Origin of the sequence: Sulfurospirillum halorespirans DSM 13726 (genome assembly GCF_001723605.1) — a bacterium.
GTDB classification, from domain to species: domain Bacteria; phylum Campylobacterota; class Campylobacteria; order Campylobacterales; family Sulfurospirillaceae; genus Sulfurospirillum; species Sulfurospirillum halorespirans.
In genome coordinates this window covers 1,616,644-1,633,725 of the sequence record NZ_CP017111.1, presented here as the reverse complement: position 1 = coordinate 1,633,725, position 17,082 = coordinate 1,616,644, and the positions used below count along the sequence as shown (strand labels likewise).

At 41.9% G+C, this 17,082-nt stretch carries 16 protein-coding genes, 1 tRNA gene and 1 pseudogene; 16 read left to right on the top strand and 2 right to left on the bottom strand.

Annotation, left to right across the window (positions count from 1 at the left end):
- The first annotated feature begins 5 nt into the window (after window positions 1-5).
- The 5 genes from larC (at window position 6) to SHALO_RS08190 (ending at window position 5,900) form a co-directional block, all read left to right on the top strand.
- Window positions 6-1,193 carry a nickel pincer cofactor biosynthesis protein LarC gene (gene larC, locus SHALO_RS08210; protein ID WP_069478106.1) on the top strand — a complete coding sequence of 396 codons (1,188 nt, stop codon included), beginning with the start codon at window positions 6-8 and terminating at the stop codon, window positions 1,191-1,193.
- The gene (gene larE, locus SHALO_RS08205; RefSeq protein ID WP_069478105.1) at window positions 1,186-1,989 is read left to right on the top strand and encodes an ATP-dependent sacrificial sulfur transferase LarE; all 804 of its coding nucleotides are present in this window, start codon (window positions 1,186-1,188) and stop codon (window positions 1,987-1,989) included. The genes larC and larE overlap by 8 nt, the downstream gene beginning before the upstream one ends.
- 2 nt (window positions 1,990-1,991) lie before the next feature.
- On the top strand, window positions 1,992-2,738 hold the full coding sequence (gene larB, locus SHALO_RS08200; RefSeq protein WP_069478104.1) for a nickel pincer cofactor biosynthesis protein LarB: 747 nt from the start codon (window positions 1,992-1,994) through the stop codon (window positions 2,736-2,738).
- Between the two features lie 115 nt (window positions 2,739-2,853).
- The gene (locus tag SHALO_RS08195) at window positions 2,854-4,161 is read left to right on the top strand and encodes a hypothetical protein (protein ID WP_069478103.1); all 1,308 of its coding nucleotides are present in this window, start codon (window positions 2,854-2,856) and stop codon (window positions 4,159-4,161) included.
- Window positions 4,162-4,436: 275 nt separating this feature from the next.
- The gene (locus tag SHALO_RS08190) at window positions 4,437-5,900 is read left to right on the top strand and encodes a DASS family sodium-coupled anion symporter (RefSeq protein WP_069478102.1); all 1,464 of its coding nucleotides are present in this window, start codon (window positions 4,437-4,439) and stop codon (window positions 5,898-5,900) included.
- Between the two features lie 127 nt (window positions 5,901-6,027).
- Here the strand turns inward: SHALO_RS08190 and SHALO_RS08185 are convergent, their stop codons facing one another.
- Window positions 6,028-6,339, bottom strand: a complete 312-nt coding sequence (locus SHALO_RS08185; RefSeq protein WP_145923248.1) for a hypothetical protein — start codon at window positions 6,337-6,339, stop codon at window positions 6,028-6,030.
- A 265-nt stretch (window positions 6,340-6,604) separates the two neighbouring features.
- Here SHALO_RS08185 and SHALO_RS08180 point away from each other — a divergent pair, with 265 nt between their 5' ends.
- Together SHALO_RS08180 and SHALO_RS15380 are read left to right on the top strand one after the other, a co-directional pair.
- Window positions 6,605-6,820 (top strand): DUF3185 family protein, encoded by a 216-nt coding sequence (locus SHALO_RS08180; protein ID WP_069478100.1) that lies wholly within the window; start codon window positions 6,605-6,607, stop codon window positions 6,818-6,820.
- A gap of 12 nt (window positions 6,821-6,832) precedes the next feature.
- Window positions 6,833-6,994, top strand: coding sequence for a hypothetical protein (locus tag SHALO_RS15380; protein ID WP_168156749.1), 162 nt, complete (start codon window positions 6,833-6,835; stop codon window positions 6,992-6,994).
- 27 nt (window positions 6,995-7,021) lie between these two features.
- On the opposite strand, the gene SHALO_RS08175 is transcribed toward SHALO_RS15380, so the two are convergent.
- Window positions 7,022-8,923: a PilZ domain-containing protein gene (locus SHALO_RS08175; RefSeq protein WP_069478099.1), complete on the bottom strand. Its 1,902-nt coding sequence runs from the start codon at window positions 8,921-8,923 to the stop codon at window positions 7,022-7,024.
- A gap of 103 nt (window positions 8,924-9,026) precedes the next feature.
- Between SHALO_RS08175 and murA the strand changes: the two genes are divergently transcribed.
- The 9 genes and pseudogenes from murA to hisS all read left to right on the top strand — a co-directional run bounded on the left by murA (window position 9,027) and on the right by hisS (window position 17,082).
- Complete coding sequence (murA, locus tag SHALO_RS08170; protein ID WP_069478098.1) at window positions 9,027-10,295, top strand: UDP-N-acetylglucosamine 1-carboxyvinyltransferase; 1,269 nt, start codon at window positions 9,027-9,029, stop codon at window positions 10,293-10,295.
- A 3-nt stretch (window positions 10,296-10,298) separates the two neighbouring features.
- Window positions 10,299-11,495: a molybdopterin molybdotransferase MoeA gene (locus SHALO_RS08165; protein ID WP_084010821.1), complete on the top strand. Its 1,197-nt coding sequence runs from the start codon at window positions 10,299-10,301 to the stop codon at window positions 11,493-11,495.
- Window positions 11,496-12,300: 805 nt separating this feature from the next.
- Window positions 12,301-13,059: pseudogene (locus SHALO_RS15745) on the top strand (methyl-accepting chemotaxis protein); the annotation flags it as partial.
- 279 nt (window positions 13,060-13,338) lie between these two features.
- Window positions 13,339-13,413: transfer RNA gene (locus SHALO_RS08155), tRNA-Gly, on the top strand.
- A gap of 152 nt (window positions 13,414-13,565) precedes the next feature.
- Window positions 13,566-14,303 (top strand): flagellar basal body P-ring formation chaperone FlgA, encoded by a 738-nt coding sequence (gene flgA, locus SHALO_RS08150; protein ID WP_069478096.1) that lies wholly within the window; start codon window positions 13,566-13,568, stop codon window positions 14,301-14,303.
- Window positions 14,300-14,827: a UbiX family flavin prenyltransferase gene (locus tag SHALO_RS08145; protein WP_069478095.1), complete on the top strand. Its 528-nt coding sequence runs from the start codon at window positions 14,300-14,302 to the stop codon at window positions 14,825-14,827. Before flgA ends, SHALO_RS08145 begins: the two co-directional genes overlap by 4 nt.
- Window positions 14,824-15,306 carry a pantetheine-phosphate adenylyltransferase gene (gene coaD, locus SHALO_RS08140; RefSeq protein ID WP_069478094.1) on the top strand — a complete coding sequence of 161 codons (483 nt, stop codon included), beginning with the start codon at window positions 14,824-14,826 and terminating at the stop codon, window positions 15,304-15,306. The genes SHALO_RS08145 and coaD overlap by 4 nt, the downstream gene beginning before the upstream one ends.
- A complete protein-coding gene (gene tmk / locus SHALO_RS08135) occupies window positions 15,297-15,881 on the top strand; it encodes a dTMP kinase (RefSeq protein ID WP_069478093.1) in 585 nt (194 codons plus the stop codon). Before coaD ends, tmk begins: the two co-directional genes overlap by 10 nt.
- Window positions 15,874-17,082, top strand: a complete 1,209-nt coding sequence (gene hisS / locus SHALO_RS08130; RefSeq protein WP_069478092.1) for a histidine--tRNA ligase — start codon at window positions 15,874-15,876, stop codon at window positions 17,080-17,082. Before tmk ends, hisS begins: the two co-directional genes overlap by 8 nt.

The window sequence follows — 17,082 nt, the reverse complement described above, 5'->3', positions numbered from 1 at the left end:
TAACCATGAGAGTTCTCTACTACGACTGCTTTAGCGGCATCAGCGGCGATATGAATCTAGGAGCTCTCCTTGATTTAGGCGTCAGTGAAGCGCATTTAAGGCAAGAACTCTCCAAACTCTCTTTGGATTCTGCCTTTGAATTGGTGGTTGAAAAAACCCATAAAATGGGCATTAGCGGAACGAAAGTCACCGTTAAACTCACACCTACATGGCATACGCATGCCCATCATCACGAACATCGAACCTTTAAAAGTATTGAAGCGATCATCAACGCGAGTACACTAGCTCAAAGTATCAAAGAGCGAAGTTTGAAGATGTTTTGGACAGTGGCTTTGGCAGAGGGGAAAATCCACGGCAAAGTACCTGATGAAATTGGGTTCCATGAAGTCGGTGCGATTGACTCCATCGTCGATATTGTGGGAGCTTCCATCTGTTTAGAAGCTTTACATGTAAAGAAGATTATCGCTTCTAAAATTGAGCTAGGCGGTGGGTTTGTCACCTGCGCGCACGGCACACTTCCTGTTCCTGCTCCTGCGACAGTGGAAATTCTTCAAAATATTCCTGTTACCTTAAATCGCGTCCCTTTTGAGACAACAACGCCCACGGGTGCGGCCATTCTCAAAGCCAATGTCGATGTGTATGAAGCTAAGCCCTCTTTGGTGATTGAGAAGATTGGGTATGGCATTGGGCATAAAGATTTTAGTATTCCCAATATTTTGCGTGTCTATTTGGGAGAGGAAGATGAGCGCGTGGACGAAGAGGTTATTTTAGAGACAAATATCGACGATATGAGTCCTGAAATACTCTCTTTTGTACAAGAGCGACTGTTTGAAACGGGTGTGAAAGATGTCTACACGACTGCCATTACGACCAAGAAAAACCGTTTGGGTGTGAAGCTCAGCGTCTTAGTCGGTCTGGACAAAGAAGCTGAGGCGAAGTGCATTATCTTTTCGGAGACAACCTCTATTGGGCTTAGACGCTCGTTGGTTCAAAAAATTGCGTTGGATCGTAACGTTTTACATGTAAAAACGCCTTACGGTGAAATTAGCGTCAAATGTGCCTATTTTGAGGGGAAACGCGTGAAATACAAAGCCGAATACGAAGAGTGCAAAAAAGCCGCACGTGAGTATAATGTCTCCATAGCATTGGTCTATGAGAGTGTCACTTTAGCGATGGGAAAAGAAAATGTATAAAAAATACGAACGTTTAGTGGAAATTATCGGCTCTTACGACAGCCTTATGGTCGCCTTTTCGGGTGGTGTTGACAGCAGCTTTTTGCTCAAAGCGGCGCATGATGTTTTGGGTGAAAAAGCCATCGGTATTACGGCTTCAACACCCTACATTGCGGATTGGGAAGTCAAAGATGCGATTTGCATCGCCGATGAGATCGGTGCACGTCATGAAGTCGTTGTTAAACCTTGGATCGAAGCGATTCGTGAGAACCCAAAAAACCGATGTTACCTCTGCAAACACGCCCTCTTCTCCTCTTTACTTGAAGTCGCGAACCAAAAAGGTTTCAGCGCCGTAGCCGAAGGGAGCAATGTCGATGACACCAAAGAGTACCGACCTGGTCGTGCGGCTCTGGGCGAGCTTGGCATCAAAACACCCCTTCTCGATGCGGGGCTGACCAAAGATGAGATACGCGCCCTTTCCAAAGATATGGAGCTCTCCACATGGGATAAACCCTCCTATGCGTGCTTGTTGACGCGGTTTCCGTATGGCAAAACCATCGATGAAACAGCACTGGGCATGGTAGGAATGGCTGAGGGATACATGATAGAGCAAGGTTATGGCAACATACGCGTGCGCTATGAAGAAGGGTTAGCAAGGATTGAAATGCCACAATCGCATGCAATTCATCTTCTAAAAGACCAACGATTGAGCGAAATGTGTGCTTATTTCAAGTCGCTGGGATTTTTACATGTAACGCTTGATCTTGAAGGTTACCGACACAATTCTGTCGCAGAATCCCTCAGTTTGGGCGCCTAAACATGTGTGGTCAAAGCATTGAAAAGCTTTTAGAAGCCGTTCAAAATGGTGAAGTGAGCGTTGCTGAAGCACTCCAAAAGATCAAAGCACAACCTTTTGAAGAGTTAGACTTTGCCAAAATCGACCATCATCGAGGGGTTCGTTTGGGCTATCCCGAAGTGATTTACGGCGAGCGTAAAACGCCTGATCAGATCGCTCAAATTACCCAAAAACTGCTCGATAGAGACAATAACATTCTCATCACCCGCGCCAATGAAGCGGCGTATCAAGCCGTTCAAAGCATCGCACCTGAAGCCAAATACAACGTGATGGGTCGAACCATCACCATCGAGCGAGAGATTACAACACCACCTTCGAGTTACATCGCGATTGTCGCGGCAGGAACGTCCGATCTTTACGTGGTGGAAGAAGCCTACGAGACGGCGCGCATCTTGGGCAATCACGTCAAAAAAGTGGTCGATGTGGGCGTGGCAGGGATTCACCGCTTGTTCGCGCATCTGGAGGTTATCCAAAACGCTAAAGTGGTCATCGTCATCGCAGGCATGGAAGGAGCCCTTGCCAGCGTCATCGGAGGCTTAGTCGACAAACCCGTCATCGCTGTTCCCACCAGTGTCGGCTATGGCGCCAGCTTTGGAGGCATAGCAGCCCTACTTTCCATGCTCAACAGCTGTGCGAGTGGTGTCAGTGTTGTTAACATCGATAATGGCTTTGGCGCAGCGTATAACGCGAGTATTATTAACCATCTTTAAAAGGGATTTTCCTTTCTTCTTTTCATAATTTTGCTACAATAATTTATTCAAAACATTCACAGAAAATTTTAAGAACTTGCTTTACATGTAAAACTATATGAGAGGGAAGAAAAAGATGATCATTTTTCATTTGGGTTTTGCATGGTTAGTAGTTGTGATATTTAGCCTCATTCTTGGTCTTTTTGGGTTTTATATCGTAGCATTTATACTTGGATGTTGTCGTCCTTTTATTCAAAAAGAGATTCCTAAGGTTTCACTGAAAAACCCTTGGACAAAACGTCTCTTCTTGTTTTTAGTGGGGTTTAACTCCTTTTTTTACTTCCAACAGTGTTATGAGTGGATAAGCCCTAAAGAGAGTGCATACCCCAACGCCAAATGTTACTACGCCGCAGGCAATGTTGTAGCGCTCTACCGAGCATTTCTCTCTCCTAATAATCCCATAACCTACTGGCTTGTGTACCCTCAGCGTATCTTGTATGCTATGGCGACACCGCTCATTCCACAAGAAGATGGAGAGTTGGCTTTATGGCGGTACCATTGGTTTGTCTATCCTCATGCAAGAGGTTTTTCCATGCCTCACTATCTTTATGAGAGCAATACCAATCCCTTCTTGCGTAAAGAAGGAGCCGTGGCAACCTTTACTTGGGAGTTTATCAAAGCAGTCCATAACGATAACTTCAGCGATAAAAACATCCGTGAACACCATGCCCTAAGAGACTTACCCTTAGCAGCACTCTACCTTGATGAGATGTATAACCACGAAAAAGTTCCCTCATCCATCTTTGTCACCCCTGAAGCCGAAGAGGTAATCGCCCATAAGCCGATGGTGTATAGTCAAGACCAACTTGTTGTGCTTAATGCAAAAACACATGATCCAGCAAGGGCGGAAAAAGAGAAAAAAATGTTTCGTGCAATGTATGACAACCTCTGGCTCGTAAACCAAAAGTCCTACTACATTGCCACCACGGCTTATGAAGCCTTAAATGCTTTAGCAAGTAAATGGGAAACCTCCCCCTTGATGCAAAAAGAGCTCAAACAGCATTCTAGCCTTGAAGCCACACGCATTGCTGCCATGATAACGATGCTGCAAGGAGGAGCATTGGCTTCAAAGTTTTCCTCAAAAGAGCTTTCTTGCACCCATCCGTATGTTTTACACTACATTGCCTTGCGTCAAGAGCTTAAAGCAATGGCGGACAACACCGCTTCACTCTTAATTGATAATTTAGACAAGAGATACTTAGAAAGGCATATATCTGCAGAGGCTATGAAATATACCTTTGAGAAGTATTGTGGTTACACACTCGTAGGCGGATACGATACCCGCTTTGGTTCAGGTCCTTCACGCTATGAAAATATGACGTTAGATTACGGCAAAGTGCTTTTAGAAAATCAACAAACTAACAACACCACAAAGGAGAAATAGAGTATGGCAAATGCAAACTATATCAAAGAACAAATCGCAAAGTCTTCCGCAAAGCAACAAGCGGTTTCAGAAGTCACAAAGGATAAATTGGGACGAGGCTACTTTAAATAACTTTTAGTTTCTCTTTCAAAATGCTTTACATGTAAAGCATAAAAGTAGCCTCACATTATTTTCATTATTTCTCTTAATTCTTTTAAAATTAATGAAATTTTGCAAGCATTTCGTAATATAATGTAAAGAGTTTTAATCAATCTTCGTCAAAGGTGGTCTATTTCATGGAGAATCAAATAAGATTAATATCCAGTGTGATTGCTATAGCGATTACACTTGTGATATGGTTTGGGATTTCGGTTCCAACGGGTGTTTCCCCTGGAGCATGGCATTTACTGGCTTTGTTTGTTGGCACAATTGTTGCGATTATAGGCAAAGCAATGCCTATTGGTTCTATAGCCATTATTGCTATTACCTTAGTTGCCATTACGGGAGTGACAAATCCAAAGCCGTCCATTGCCATGAGTGATGCGCTTAGCGGCTTTTCTAATTCTCTTATTTGGTTAATAGGCATCTCTATTATTATCTCTCGTGGTTTAGTGAAGACAGGATTGGGCAATAGAATTGGTTATTATTTTATTTCAATCTTTGGTAAAAAAACAGTTGGTATTGTCTATTCATTGGCTATTTCTGAACTCATTATTGCTCCCGTAACGCCTAGCAATACGGCGCGTGGAGGAGGAATTATTCATCCTATTATGAAATCTATCGCGACCAGTTTTAATTCATCGCCTGAGGATGGTACCTCCAATAAAATTGGCAAGTATCTAGCACTTGTCAGTTATCATATCAATCCTATTACGTCGGCGATGTTTATTACAGCAACGGCGCCCAATCCCTTGATCGTCAAATTTATAGCCGAGGCGACAAACTCAAAAATTAATATCACATGGGCTCAATGGGCGATTGGAGGATTAATTCCTGGGTTAGTGTGTATTGCGCTTGTTCCGTTTGTTGTAAAGTTCTTTTATCCGCCCGAAATTCTAGAAACTCCTAGTGCGCCAGTGTTTGCTAGGGAAAAGTTAGCGGAAATGGGTCCTATGAAACGTTCAGAGAAGATTATGATCAGTGTGTTTGCTTTACTTCTCTTTCTTTGGGCAAATATTCCTGCAACGATTTTTGGAAAAGCTTTTGAAGTTGACCCTACCGCCGTTGCTTTTCTTGGTTTAGCCATTCTTCTGGTGACACAAGTCTTAACGTGGGAAGATGTTTTAAAAGAAAAAGTAGCATGGGATACTATTACGTGGTTTGCGGCTTTGGTTATGATGGCATCGTATCTTCAAAAATTAGGCTTAATTAAATGGTTTTCAGGGTTGATCGAGACGAGCATTGCTAGTTTTGGAATGGGGTGGGAATTGGCGGTATTTGTCTTGGTAACCGTGTATTTATATGCGCACTATTTCTTCGCAAGCACGACAGCGCATGTAACAGCCATGTTTGGAGCATTTTTTGCAGCAGGAATTGCTCTTGGAGCTCCTCCACTCTTTTTAGCGTTTTCATTAATAGGCGCTTCCTCAATCATGATGACATTAACGCACTATGCGACAGGTACATCACCTATTGTATTTGGCTCAGGATATACCACGCTACAAGAGTGGTGGAAGATGGGATTTATTATGAGCGTAGTCAATATGTTTATTTGGACATTTGTAGGTGGTCTTTGGTGGAAAGTTCTTGGTTACTGGTAAAAAGCTCTAAAGTTACACCGTTTACATGTAAAGAATGAGGTAAGAATCTGAGGCTTTACATGTAAAGGTGTAACGGATCTAATGTATAACGCATAAAGCCTTTCATTGACCCTTTTAGGCGATCATTTTAGTTCATGTATTTAAACGAAAATTTTCTCGAAATATAACTTGGTTTTGTTGAAGAGTTGTCGTATCTTGTTTTTATCAGTGTCATGGTTTGATTGGGTGCTAAGACAAGGTTGTCTATTTTTCGATAGGTTTTATCAAGCTTCGCCTCGGCTTGAACGACTACTTTTTTTTGTGTCATATTAATAACGTTTACCTCTGCGCTCATAGGCCCTTTGTACAGATACATGCACACTTGCTCCATGTCATATTCGCAAGGCGGGATCGCGTACATACTTGTGAGTAATCCCATTGACATCCATACTTTTCTCATTCTAGCCCCCTAGTGTGATATTTTAATAACTTTTTTGATTATATATTAAAAATTATTGATTTCATAATTTTTATTAATTTTTCGACAGAAAGATGAACGATTTATTTTACATGTAAACTTTTTACACGAAGAGTCTTTACATGTAAAAATTCTTGGGTAAATAATGGTTTTGCATTTCTTATTACCTAACAAGAAATATTGATGTATAGTATAGTTACCTGCAATGCCTACACCATTTCAGCTCTTTCAAATACAGGAGTTTACGATGCAAACAAATTTTGGCGCTTCGAGCAAAATCATTGGTCTTATTCTAGTCGTTCTAGGGATTGGTTTTGCCGTATGGGGATTTCAGATGTCTGGTTCTATCGGTTCGCAAGTAACCCAAGCTGTGACAGGTGCCGATACCGATAAAGTCATGACCTATTATATTTTTGGTGCTGTCAGTTTTGTGGTTGGCATCTATCTTTTCTTTAAAAAGTAAAAAGGAACTAAAATGAAAAAAAGTTTAATCTTTCTAATGCTTCTTTTTGTAGCATTTATGGCGACTGGTTGTGAGACGTGGCGTGGTGTCAAACAAGACACGTCTGATGGTGCTCAGTGGAGCAAAGAAAAGGTCAATGATGGCGCTAAATACATAGAAAAGAAAACCGACTAACGGTTTTTCTTGCTTTACATGTAAAGGCTAATTATATGCTTTGGTCGCCTTTTTGATCTCAAAAATCAGCTCTTTTTGGCGGTTGTACATGTAACGAAGCAAGTAGTCATCATACGGTTTTGGAAGGTTTTCAAGTAAGACGACGATTTTCGTGGCGTCGTCTTTTTGTGAAATGTAGGTTACTTTCGCTTCAATGTCCATGATGACGTAACCATTTTCACCCTCTTCGTTGGGCAGGGAAAAATTGAGGCGTACTTTTTGGTTCAGCATCTCCTCTTCGCGGAACGATTTACCAACTTTCATTGCAATAGAATTGACAGAAATATCAAGAATATCGCCTTGGGCGGATGAGCGTTGAGCGTATTTGATGAGTACGGGTGTGCGGATGCTGGTTTGAACGCGTGTGTGTTGTCTGCTGTTGGCACTACTTCGCATAAATGAGAGGTTTTTAATGACCACAAACGAGCGTTTAATGTCCACCAACGAGACCTCGGCTTTGATGTCTTTTGGGAAGTTTGGCGCTTGCAAAACCGTCTCTTTTTCGATCTGCATCGCGTAACCTTGGAGGTTTTCACAACTCATCTGATAGCTCTCATCTGCCATTTTTTGAATATATGACGTTGTGTTGATGCAAAGTCCTTTGTAGATATTGAGCAGTTTGATTGGAATTTTGTTATTGACACAATTGTGCATAAGGTACGTGATCTGCTCTTGCTCTTCGATGACATTATCCAAGTATTCCAACTCAAAATACTTGATCGTGGCGATGTCGTGTGGCAGAAGCGTTTTAGTGTTGATCTTTTCAATATAGTCGATGACAACATTAAGATCATCGGATTCAACATGAAAAGCGGAGCTTAAGATAATCGGTGTGATTTTTTCATTGATGGTAGCGCGAATCAGCTCTTGTTGCAGATGCTTTGTCTGTTCACACGCATGCTCAAAACTTCGCTCTTCGCCCATTAAAATGTAGAGATTGGGGCTCCATTGAATGACATCTTGATCCTCTTCTTTGAGTTGAAACAGTTTGAGCATCAAGTTTTTAAACGCATCGTAAAGTGTGGTGCTCGTGAAGGTTTTGCTCAGTTTATCAAGGTTTGAGATGTTGATAAAGACCAGCGAAATAGGCGCTTTTGTCACACTTTGTTGCGCCAAACGGTCTTTAAGTTTGTCGACAAAATCAAAACGGTTTAAAATGGACGAGCAATTCTTGGTCTCACTTTCAGGATCGTAATTGATGAGCGTTACGATCTTCTCACGGCTTTGCGGAAACGATTTGATGACGCAGAGATAGACCTCTTTTTCTGCCGAAGCCGTTTCAATGATAATGTTTCCTTGCGCATCTTCATCTGCTTTGAGTGCCTCACAAAGCTCTTCATCACGGTTTATTTTGGCTTGAAGAGCGGCAAGATCATTGGTCTCGTAAAGCATTTTTGCTTTGGCGTTGGCGTAGGTGAGCGTTTCGCCTTGAAAGACGAGAAAAGGAAAAAAGTGTTCTATCTTTTTTTCCAGTTCGATTTTTTGGAACGTGTAGAGTTTGTCATCGAGTTTATTAGCATTTTTTGAGAAGATGGAAAAGAGGAGATTTTCTTCATTTTTTAGAGGTAAAACATCGGTGATGCCAAAGTGCAGTGCAAATTTAAGTAAAAGTCTGTTTTCCACATCATCGGCGAAAATATAGGCAATAATCGGTTTATGTTTGGCAAAAAGACTGACAAGCAGTTTGAGTTTGTCTTTACTACTCTCGCCTATTTCGATAAAAAGTATGTCGGCTGTGGGAATGGTCTTAAGATCTTTTGCAAGATCAAACGATTGAAAGGAAGCATGTTCTTTTTTGGCACGACTCAAGATGGTGAGCTTTTCTTCACCAAAATAGAGGTGAGCGATAGAGAGATAGCGCGTTTCATGCAAAAACTGTTCTAAAAGCATCCAAATTCCTCACAATCATAGTAATTCAAATTCTACCCAAATTCATAGAAAATTTAATCATTTTTTAACTACAATACTTTAATTTTTAAAAAGGAACAGATAAATGATGTATTATTTAGCGATCAAAGGGAAACAAAAACTTAGCGGGACGGTTCTCATCTCAGGAGCCAAAAATGCCGCACTGCCCCTTTTAGCGTTAACCCTCCTCTCAAAACGAACGATTACGATTTCAAATATGCCTCAAGTTGCCGATGTCAAAACACTTTTACAACTGCTTACCAATTTAGGTGCAAGCTTTACATGTAAAGATAAAAATGTGGTAGAAGTCAATGCCACAACGGTCAATTCTGCATGTGCAAACTATGACATCGTGCGTAAAATGCGCGCTTCCATCTTAACACTTGGACCACTTTTAGCACGTTTTGGACACTGCGAAGTCTCTTTGCCAGGAGGCTGTGCCATTGGTCAGCGACCGATCGATCTGCACTTAAAAGCGTTGGAGCAAATGGGTGCGGAGATCGAGATTAAGCAAGGGTATGTTTTAGCCAAAGCGCCCAAAGGGCTCAAAGGTGCTACGATCATTTTTGATAAAGTCACCGTAACGGGCAGTGAAAATATCATCATGGCAGCAGCCTTGGCGCATGGAACGACCACGCTTGTCAATGTCGCGAAAGAGCCCGAAGTGGTTCAAGTATGCGAAGTATTAGCCGAAGCTGGGGTTGGCATCGAAGGCATTGGTACATCAAAGCTGATCATCAAAGGTAGTGGTGGTACACTGTTGGACATTCCTGATTTTAGTGTCATTCCTGATCGCATTGAAGCGGGAACGTACTTGTGTGCGGGTGCGATTACGAAGTCAAAAATTACCCTTAAAAATGTCAATCCACGCCATTTGGACGCGGTGATCTTGAAATTAGAACAAATGGGCTTTAAAATCGATGAAAAAGACGATACGCTCACCCTTCATCCTGCGGAAAAAATCACCCCTTCTGATATTGAAACTTCCGAATACCCAGGCTTTCCAACCGATCTTCAAGCGCAATTTATGGCACTGTGCACCCAAGCAAAAGGAACGAGCATCATCGATGAGCGTCTGTTTGAAAACCGCTTTATGCACGTCAGTGAGCTTTCGCGTATGGGTGCGAACATCAAGCTTAAAGGGCACAGTGCAACCGTTGAGGGAAAAGCAAAACTGAATGCCGCTGATGTCATGGCAACCGATCTTCGCGCAAGTTCAGCGCTTATTTTAGCGGCACTCGTGGCGGATGGAACGACAAAAATTCACAGAATTTATCACCTTGATCGTGGGTATGAAGATTTGGAAGGTAAATTCTCCAAACTCGGTGCGCACATCGAAAGGCTTGAGGAGTAAACCATGGGCAATGAGCACGTAGTTAGTTTTGATGAGGCGATGCGCTTAAGTGAAAATCTTGCTCGCACAAAGCCCCATCACGAGTGGGTCAGTGTCTTTGAAGCACTAGGTCGTACTCTTGCGTGTGAGATTACATGTAAGAAAAATCTCCCCTCTTACAACAATGCTGCCTTGGATGGGTTTGCCTTTAAGTACCAAGAAGGTTTAAGCGAACTTGCTATTAAAACAACGATTTTGGCAGGTAGTGTGGTTGAGCCATGTTTGAGTACCAATGAGTGCTATAAAATCATGACGGGTGCGAAAGTTCCAAGTGATGCTGATACGATCATCCCTTTTGAGGATTGTCTTTCGTACGATGATCGCAACATTGTTCTCTCCCCCAATGTGAAAAAAGGTAACGCGCTTCGTCTCAAGGGGGAAGAAGAGCGCGTGGGCGCTTCTTTGCTCAGCGAAGGCACCTGCTTAACGTCGCGTGATATTGCTCTGCTTGCATCGCAAGGCATTAGCATGGTGGAAGTCTATAAAAAGCTTTCCATTGCCGTTTTTTCAACGGGCGATGAACTCAAATCGCCTTGGGAAAATGCCACTGAAGATGAAATTTATGACATTAATGCACTCTCATTAATTGCGCTTTTGGCAGAACACGGCTTTGTGGCGCATTATTGTGGCGTTATTCCCGATCATTTAGACGCTGCGACGGACTATTTTGCGCGCATGAAACAGTACGATGTACTTGTTACCAGTGGCGGTGTGAGCAGAGGCGAGGCTGACTTTGTGGAGCGAGCTCTTTTGAAAAATGGCTTTGAAGCTTCGTTTCATGGCATCAACATCAAACCTGGAAAACCCACAATGATGGGTAAAATGGGTAAAACCATTGTCGCTTCCATGCCAGGAAATCCTCTGGCTGCGTATGTCAATGCCTTTTTGTTTCTGATCCCTTTACTGAAGAAACTTCAAGGTCAAAAAAAGTTTAACTTCGAACCCATGTATGCACAAAATGCTGAGCCTTTTAAAGTCAAATCGGGTCGTGTTAATCTTGTTTTAGGAACCTATTTGGATGGAAAATTTCACGTATTTGGCGCTAATAAATATGGCTCAGGCATGGTAAAGCCCCTTGTTCAGAGCAATGCGTTATGGATCAGTGACGAAAGTATTGGCAGTGTTGGCGAAAATGCACCGATTGCTATTTTCGTATTTTAGGAATATAGGTTACGATTAAATATGACTTATTTTTAGTTAGTTTAAAAAACTTGACCTTATGAATCTTTTTTGGATACTATTTGCTACACAAAATCTGAAAGTGCTCTGGTAAAGGTATGTAATGTTTAACGAAATAAAGATTTCCACAAAGCTTCTTTTTATCTCGATTGTAACGGTTCTTGGTTTAATTATTCTCTCGTATATCAGTATCAATTCCAGTCTGATTGGTAAAAATTCACTGGAAACTATTTATCAAAAAAATGTCATTCCCGATAGTGAAATTGCACTCGCGCGCAATACCTTTGATATGATTTTAAATGACCTCATTTATGTCACGAGTGAATTTTTACCTACAGGGCAAGCAAAAGATCATCTTCCAATAATTGAAAAAGAGCTCAAAGAGTTTTTTGAAAAAGCGCTTGTGAGTGATTTTTACGCTGAGCCAACACTGAAACAAAATCTTCACGAGGCGTATGAACGCTATAACCAAAAAATTGCTCTCAAATTTAAACGTATTCATGAACTTTATGTCAAAGACAATCGTGAAGATATCGGTGATATGGCGGTTGAAATCGAGACAGATTGTAAGTATATTTCCCAACGTTTTGATAATATTTCACACTTTACAACACAACGGGTGAAAGATATTAGCCTGCAAATTGGTGCAAAACTCAATAGTAATCTCTATTTGGTCATCGTGATCTCTTCGCTTGTTTTAGTGATCACATCCACACTTTTACTCTCCATTACGCGTTACATTGTCAAACGTATTGCTCGTATTGGGGATCATCTCTCAGACATTACAAAAGATTTGGCACTCAATCGCCCTATCGAGATTTCAAATAAAGATGAGATAGGACATATCAGCGAAAATCTCAATACCCTACTCTTCACACTTCAGCAAGCATTGATTAAAGCAAAAAGGACGATGGCAGCCAATTCTCAAACCAATAAAAGCATGCAAACGTTTGCGCAGACCATCACCAGTGTTGCTCAAAATCAAGATCGTATAGTGGATAATGTTAAAAAATTGACGTCAAAAATCAACCAAGAGTTGCAAGAGTCTCGCGACATCTCTGAAACCTCTGCTGCGTATATGAAAGAGGATTATGCGATGTTGGATCAAATGATTGAAACCCTTGATTCTATTGTTGAAAGTATTAATCAAGTGAGCCAAGATGAACAGCATATCTCAACCCAAATGCACGACCTCTCCGAGCAGACACGCCAAATTCGCTCTGTGTTGGAGATGATCAAAGATATCGCCGATCAGACCAATTTACTAGCCCTCAATGCCGCCATTGAAGCAGCCCGAGCGGGTGAGCATGGACGTGGGTTTGCGGTGGTTGCTGATGAAGTGCGAAAGCTGGCTGAGCGAACCCAAAAATCACTCTCAGAGATCGATGTAACTATCAGTGTGGTGATTCAAAGTGTCTCAAGTGCAAGCGATAATATCAAAGAGAACAGCCAAAAAGTGGTTGATCTGAATGAAAATGCTATCAAAATTTCGACATTGGCAAATGAAACCAAAGAAAAAACAGCCAAAAGCCTAGAAATCACGAATATTGCCTATGAAAAAACGTTAAGTATCACCAAAGAGATCGACCATCTTACGCAAGGGGTTGAAGAAGCGACAGGACTTGCGCACGAAAATAAAAAGATTGCCGATGAATTGATGGGAGTTTCCAGCAGTTTAAATCTCTCAACCGAAGAGTTGGAGCAAGAAATTACGATTTTCAAGGTCTAAAAAGCTCTTCTAAGCCCTTTAAAATCTATTTGTGCTACAATTATTTCAAAATAGATTGACACAAAGGGTTTTTTTTGGTAGAATTCCGTCCGTTTTGCGGGAATAGCTCAGTGGTAGAGCACGACCTTGCCAAGGTCGGGGTCGCGAGTTCGAACCTCGTTTCCCGCTCCATTTTAATCCTACTTCTTTTTATCACCTCACTTTTTTCACAGCCTCTTTATATTGATAAAACCTATTGCATTGAAGAAGATGCGCTTAGAGCCTCTTTTTTTGGCTATCAAAGCAGCGATGATCCCATTATTGTCACCATTCCCAAAGAACGCGTGCAGTATACCGTTCCTACCAGTACCCTGCGTGTAGCTTTTAGTGATCGCAATGTCACCATCATCGATAGCAGTGATGGTGTGGTGATTTTTAGGCGTAATTGTTCTCTTATGGGCAAAGCGGATGCAATGACTGAACTCTTTTTAAAAAAATTTCAAGAAGCGTCTCCTTTGGTGATGATTGATGAAAAACCGCGTATCTCCATTAAAACCTCTTTACCTGCCGATTTTAAACGCTATGAGCTTGTTGATATTGTGATCTCTGAGGCGATGCTTAAGAAAAACAGTGGCTCTTTTGTGGCTATTTTTAAAGTAGGTGATCGGGATAAAAAGCTCTATTTTGCCTATGAGATGAATGCGAAGGTGATGGTGTTTAAAGCAAAACGTAATTTGCTTAACGGTAAAATCCTCACAAACAATGACTACGAGAGTGTTTGGGAGAGTTTAGATGCCCTTCCAACACGTGTGATTACCAATGAAATACCTCACAATAGTATGATCAAAAACGGTGTTAAAGAGGGTCAGATTTTGACGGATTTTCATTTGGATGTTAAAAAAATGGTGAGTAAAAAAGCGAGTATTAAAGCGCTACTCAAAGAGGAAGGTTTGGTTATAGAAGTGCAAGCTACCCTTTTGGAAGACGGCAATATCGGTGATGTTGTCAAAATTAAAACAGAACAAGGCAAAATTTTGAGTGCAAAAATTCTTTCACATCATGAAGTGATTATCCTCGAATGAAACGCATCATTGTCGGCATTAGCGGTGCCAGTGGAGTAGAGCTTGGGCTTGCCTTTATCAAGGCACTTCCAAGTAACATTGAAAAGTACGTTATTATCTCCGATCATGCCAAAATCGTGCTCGCAAAAGAAGCCAATACTTTTGTACTGGATGATGAAAATATCGGAGCCATCACCGCTTCGGGTTCGTTTCAAACAGACGCTATGGCGATTATCCCGTGCAGCATGAATACGCTGGCTAAAATAACACACGGCATTGCCGACAATCTTCTTACGCGTACTGCTTCGGTGATGATTAAAGAGAAGCGCCTTCTTCTTTTGGCTCCTCGCGAAATGCCTTTTTCAGCGATTGCTTTGGAAAATATGCTCAAACTCTCCATGCTTGGTATACATATTGCACCTCCAATTTTGGGTTATTATGCCAAGGCGTCAAGCCTTGAAGCGATGGAAAATTTCTTGATTGGCAAATGGTTTGATCTTTTAGGGATTGAACACAACCTGTTTCAACGTTGGGAGGGAGCATGAGAGTCGCGATATACCCAGGAACTTTTGATCCTATCACCAATGGGCATATGGATGTCATCAAGCGTGCGCAAAAGCTTTTCGACAAAGTCTTGGTTGCTGTAGCGCTTTCCGAAGAGAAACGTCCCGTTTTTGACATAAACACACGTGTTGAGATGGTGCAAGCCGCCATTAAAGATATGCAAGGTGTGGAAGTTGAACCCTTTGATAACCTTTTGGTCAGTTTTTCAAAAGAGAAAGATATTCGCGTGATGATACGAGGACTACGTGCTGTGAGTGATTTTGAGTTTGAGCTCCAAATGGGCTATGCCAATGCCTCGTTGTGGAGTGAAATTGAGACGGTTTATTTGATGCCCAGTCTGAAAAATGCGTTTATTAGCTCCTCTGTGGTACGCTCCATCGCAAAACATGGCGGGAATGTTGCGCATTTAGTCCCTCCTATGGTTTTACCTTATTTACAAAGTAGATTTACATGTATGTGATTTTTGAAGGCATTGATACGACGGGTAAAAGTACCCAAGTGGCACTTTTTGCCAAGCGCAATAAAACAGTTTTAGCGACCAAAGAGCCTGGTGGAACGCCCACAGGCTTGAATTTTCGTGAAATGTTGTTGGGTGGAGCGCTGAAAAGCTCTTTTAATGCAGAGCTTTTTTTGTTTTTAGCCGATCGAGCACTGCATTACGATAGTGTTGTCAAACCTGCGCGCAATGAGCGCTTGGTCATCAGCGATCGTGGCTTTTTATCGGGGATCGCGTATGCGTGTGCCAATCATGCAGAGGTGGATGGCGAGTTATTGCTTGCGATGAACCGCTTAGCCCTGCAAGAGTCTTACCCTGAAAAAATCGTACTTTTTCTCACAAACAAGACGCTGATGAGTGAACGCATGGGCGCAAAAGAGCAGGATGCAATTGAAGAGCGCGGTGTAAGCTATTTGTTACGGATTCAAGATATAATGCGTCGCGTTGTTAAAACCTTGCCGATTCAGGTCTTGGAAGTCGATGCTTCACACGAAATTGAGACGATTTATAAACAGATTGAGGATTTTTTAAATGATTAATGCTTTACGTGGAATGAAAGATACCCTCTCGCCACACAGTGAAACCTATCTTTATATGATTAAAACCTGTTCACGCATTGCGGAGCAGTATGGCTTTTCGTTTGTCGAGACGCCTATTTTAGAAGAGACCGCACTTTTTAAACGCAGTGTGGGTGAGAGCAGTGATATTGTCGGTAAAGAGATGTATCAGTTTATTGACAAAGGTGAAAACGACGTCTGTTTGCGCCCTGAAGGCACAGCTGGAGTTGTAAGAGCGTTTATTCAGCAAAAATACGACAAAGCGGGCGAAAAAAGACGCTTCTTCTACCATGGTCCGATGTTTCGCTATGAAAGGCCTCAAAAAGGACGCTTGCGACAATTTCACCAATTTGGTGCGGAGAGTTTTGGCGAAAGCGATGTCAGAGAAGATGCAACGATTATTTTGATGCTTAAGGCGATGTTTGAAGCGCTTGGCATTGGGTTTACGCTGGAAATCAACTCTTTGGGATGTCCTTCGTGTATGCCTCAGTACCGCACGACACTGGTTAAATTTTTAGAGACGCGTGAAGGGTTATGTGAAGATTGTGAAAGACGAAAACTGACCAATCCGATTCGCGTGCTGGATTGTAAAAACGAACACTGCAAAGTGTTGCTTGCGGATGCACCATTGATCATTGATCATTTATGCGTTACATGTAAAGAGGATTTTACAACATTAAAGTCAATTCTAGACCAGTTTGGCGTCGCTTACGTGGTCAATCCAAAGTTGGTTCGTGGGCTTGATTATTACTCCAAAACGGCGTTTGAATTTGTAAGTTCCGAAATTGGTGCGCAAAGTGCCATCGCTGGTGGCGGACGATATGATCGTTTGGTTGAGTTTTTAGATGGCAAGGCTACGCCTGCTGTTGGCTTTGCGATGGGCATTGAGCGATTGATGGAACTGGTTAAGATGCCAGAAAGTAGTCGTGAAGGCTACTATATTGCAGCACTTTGCGATGGGGCGAAAGAGATCGTCTTTAAGCTGGTTGATGAAAAACGTAAAACCGAGAAAGTTTTAACCTCGTATGCGTCAAAGTCACTCCAAAATCATCTTAAAGCGGCCGATAAATTGTATGTAAAATTTTGTGTATGTATCGGTGAAGACGAGCTTGCGAAGCAGAGTGTTTGGATTAAAGATTTAGAGAGTAAAGAAGAAAAAATTATCAATTTGTCGCATTTTTAA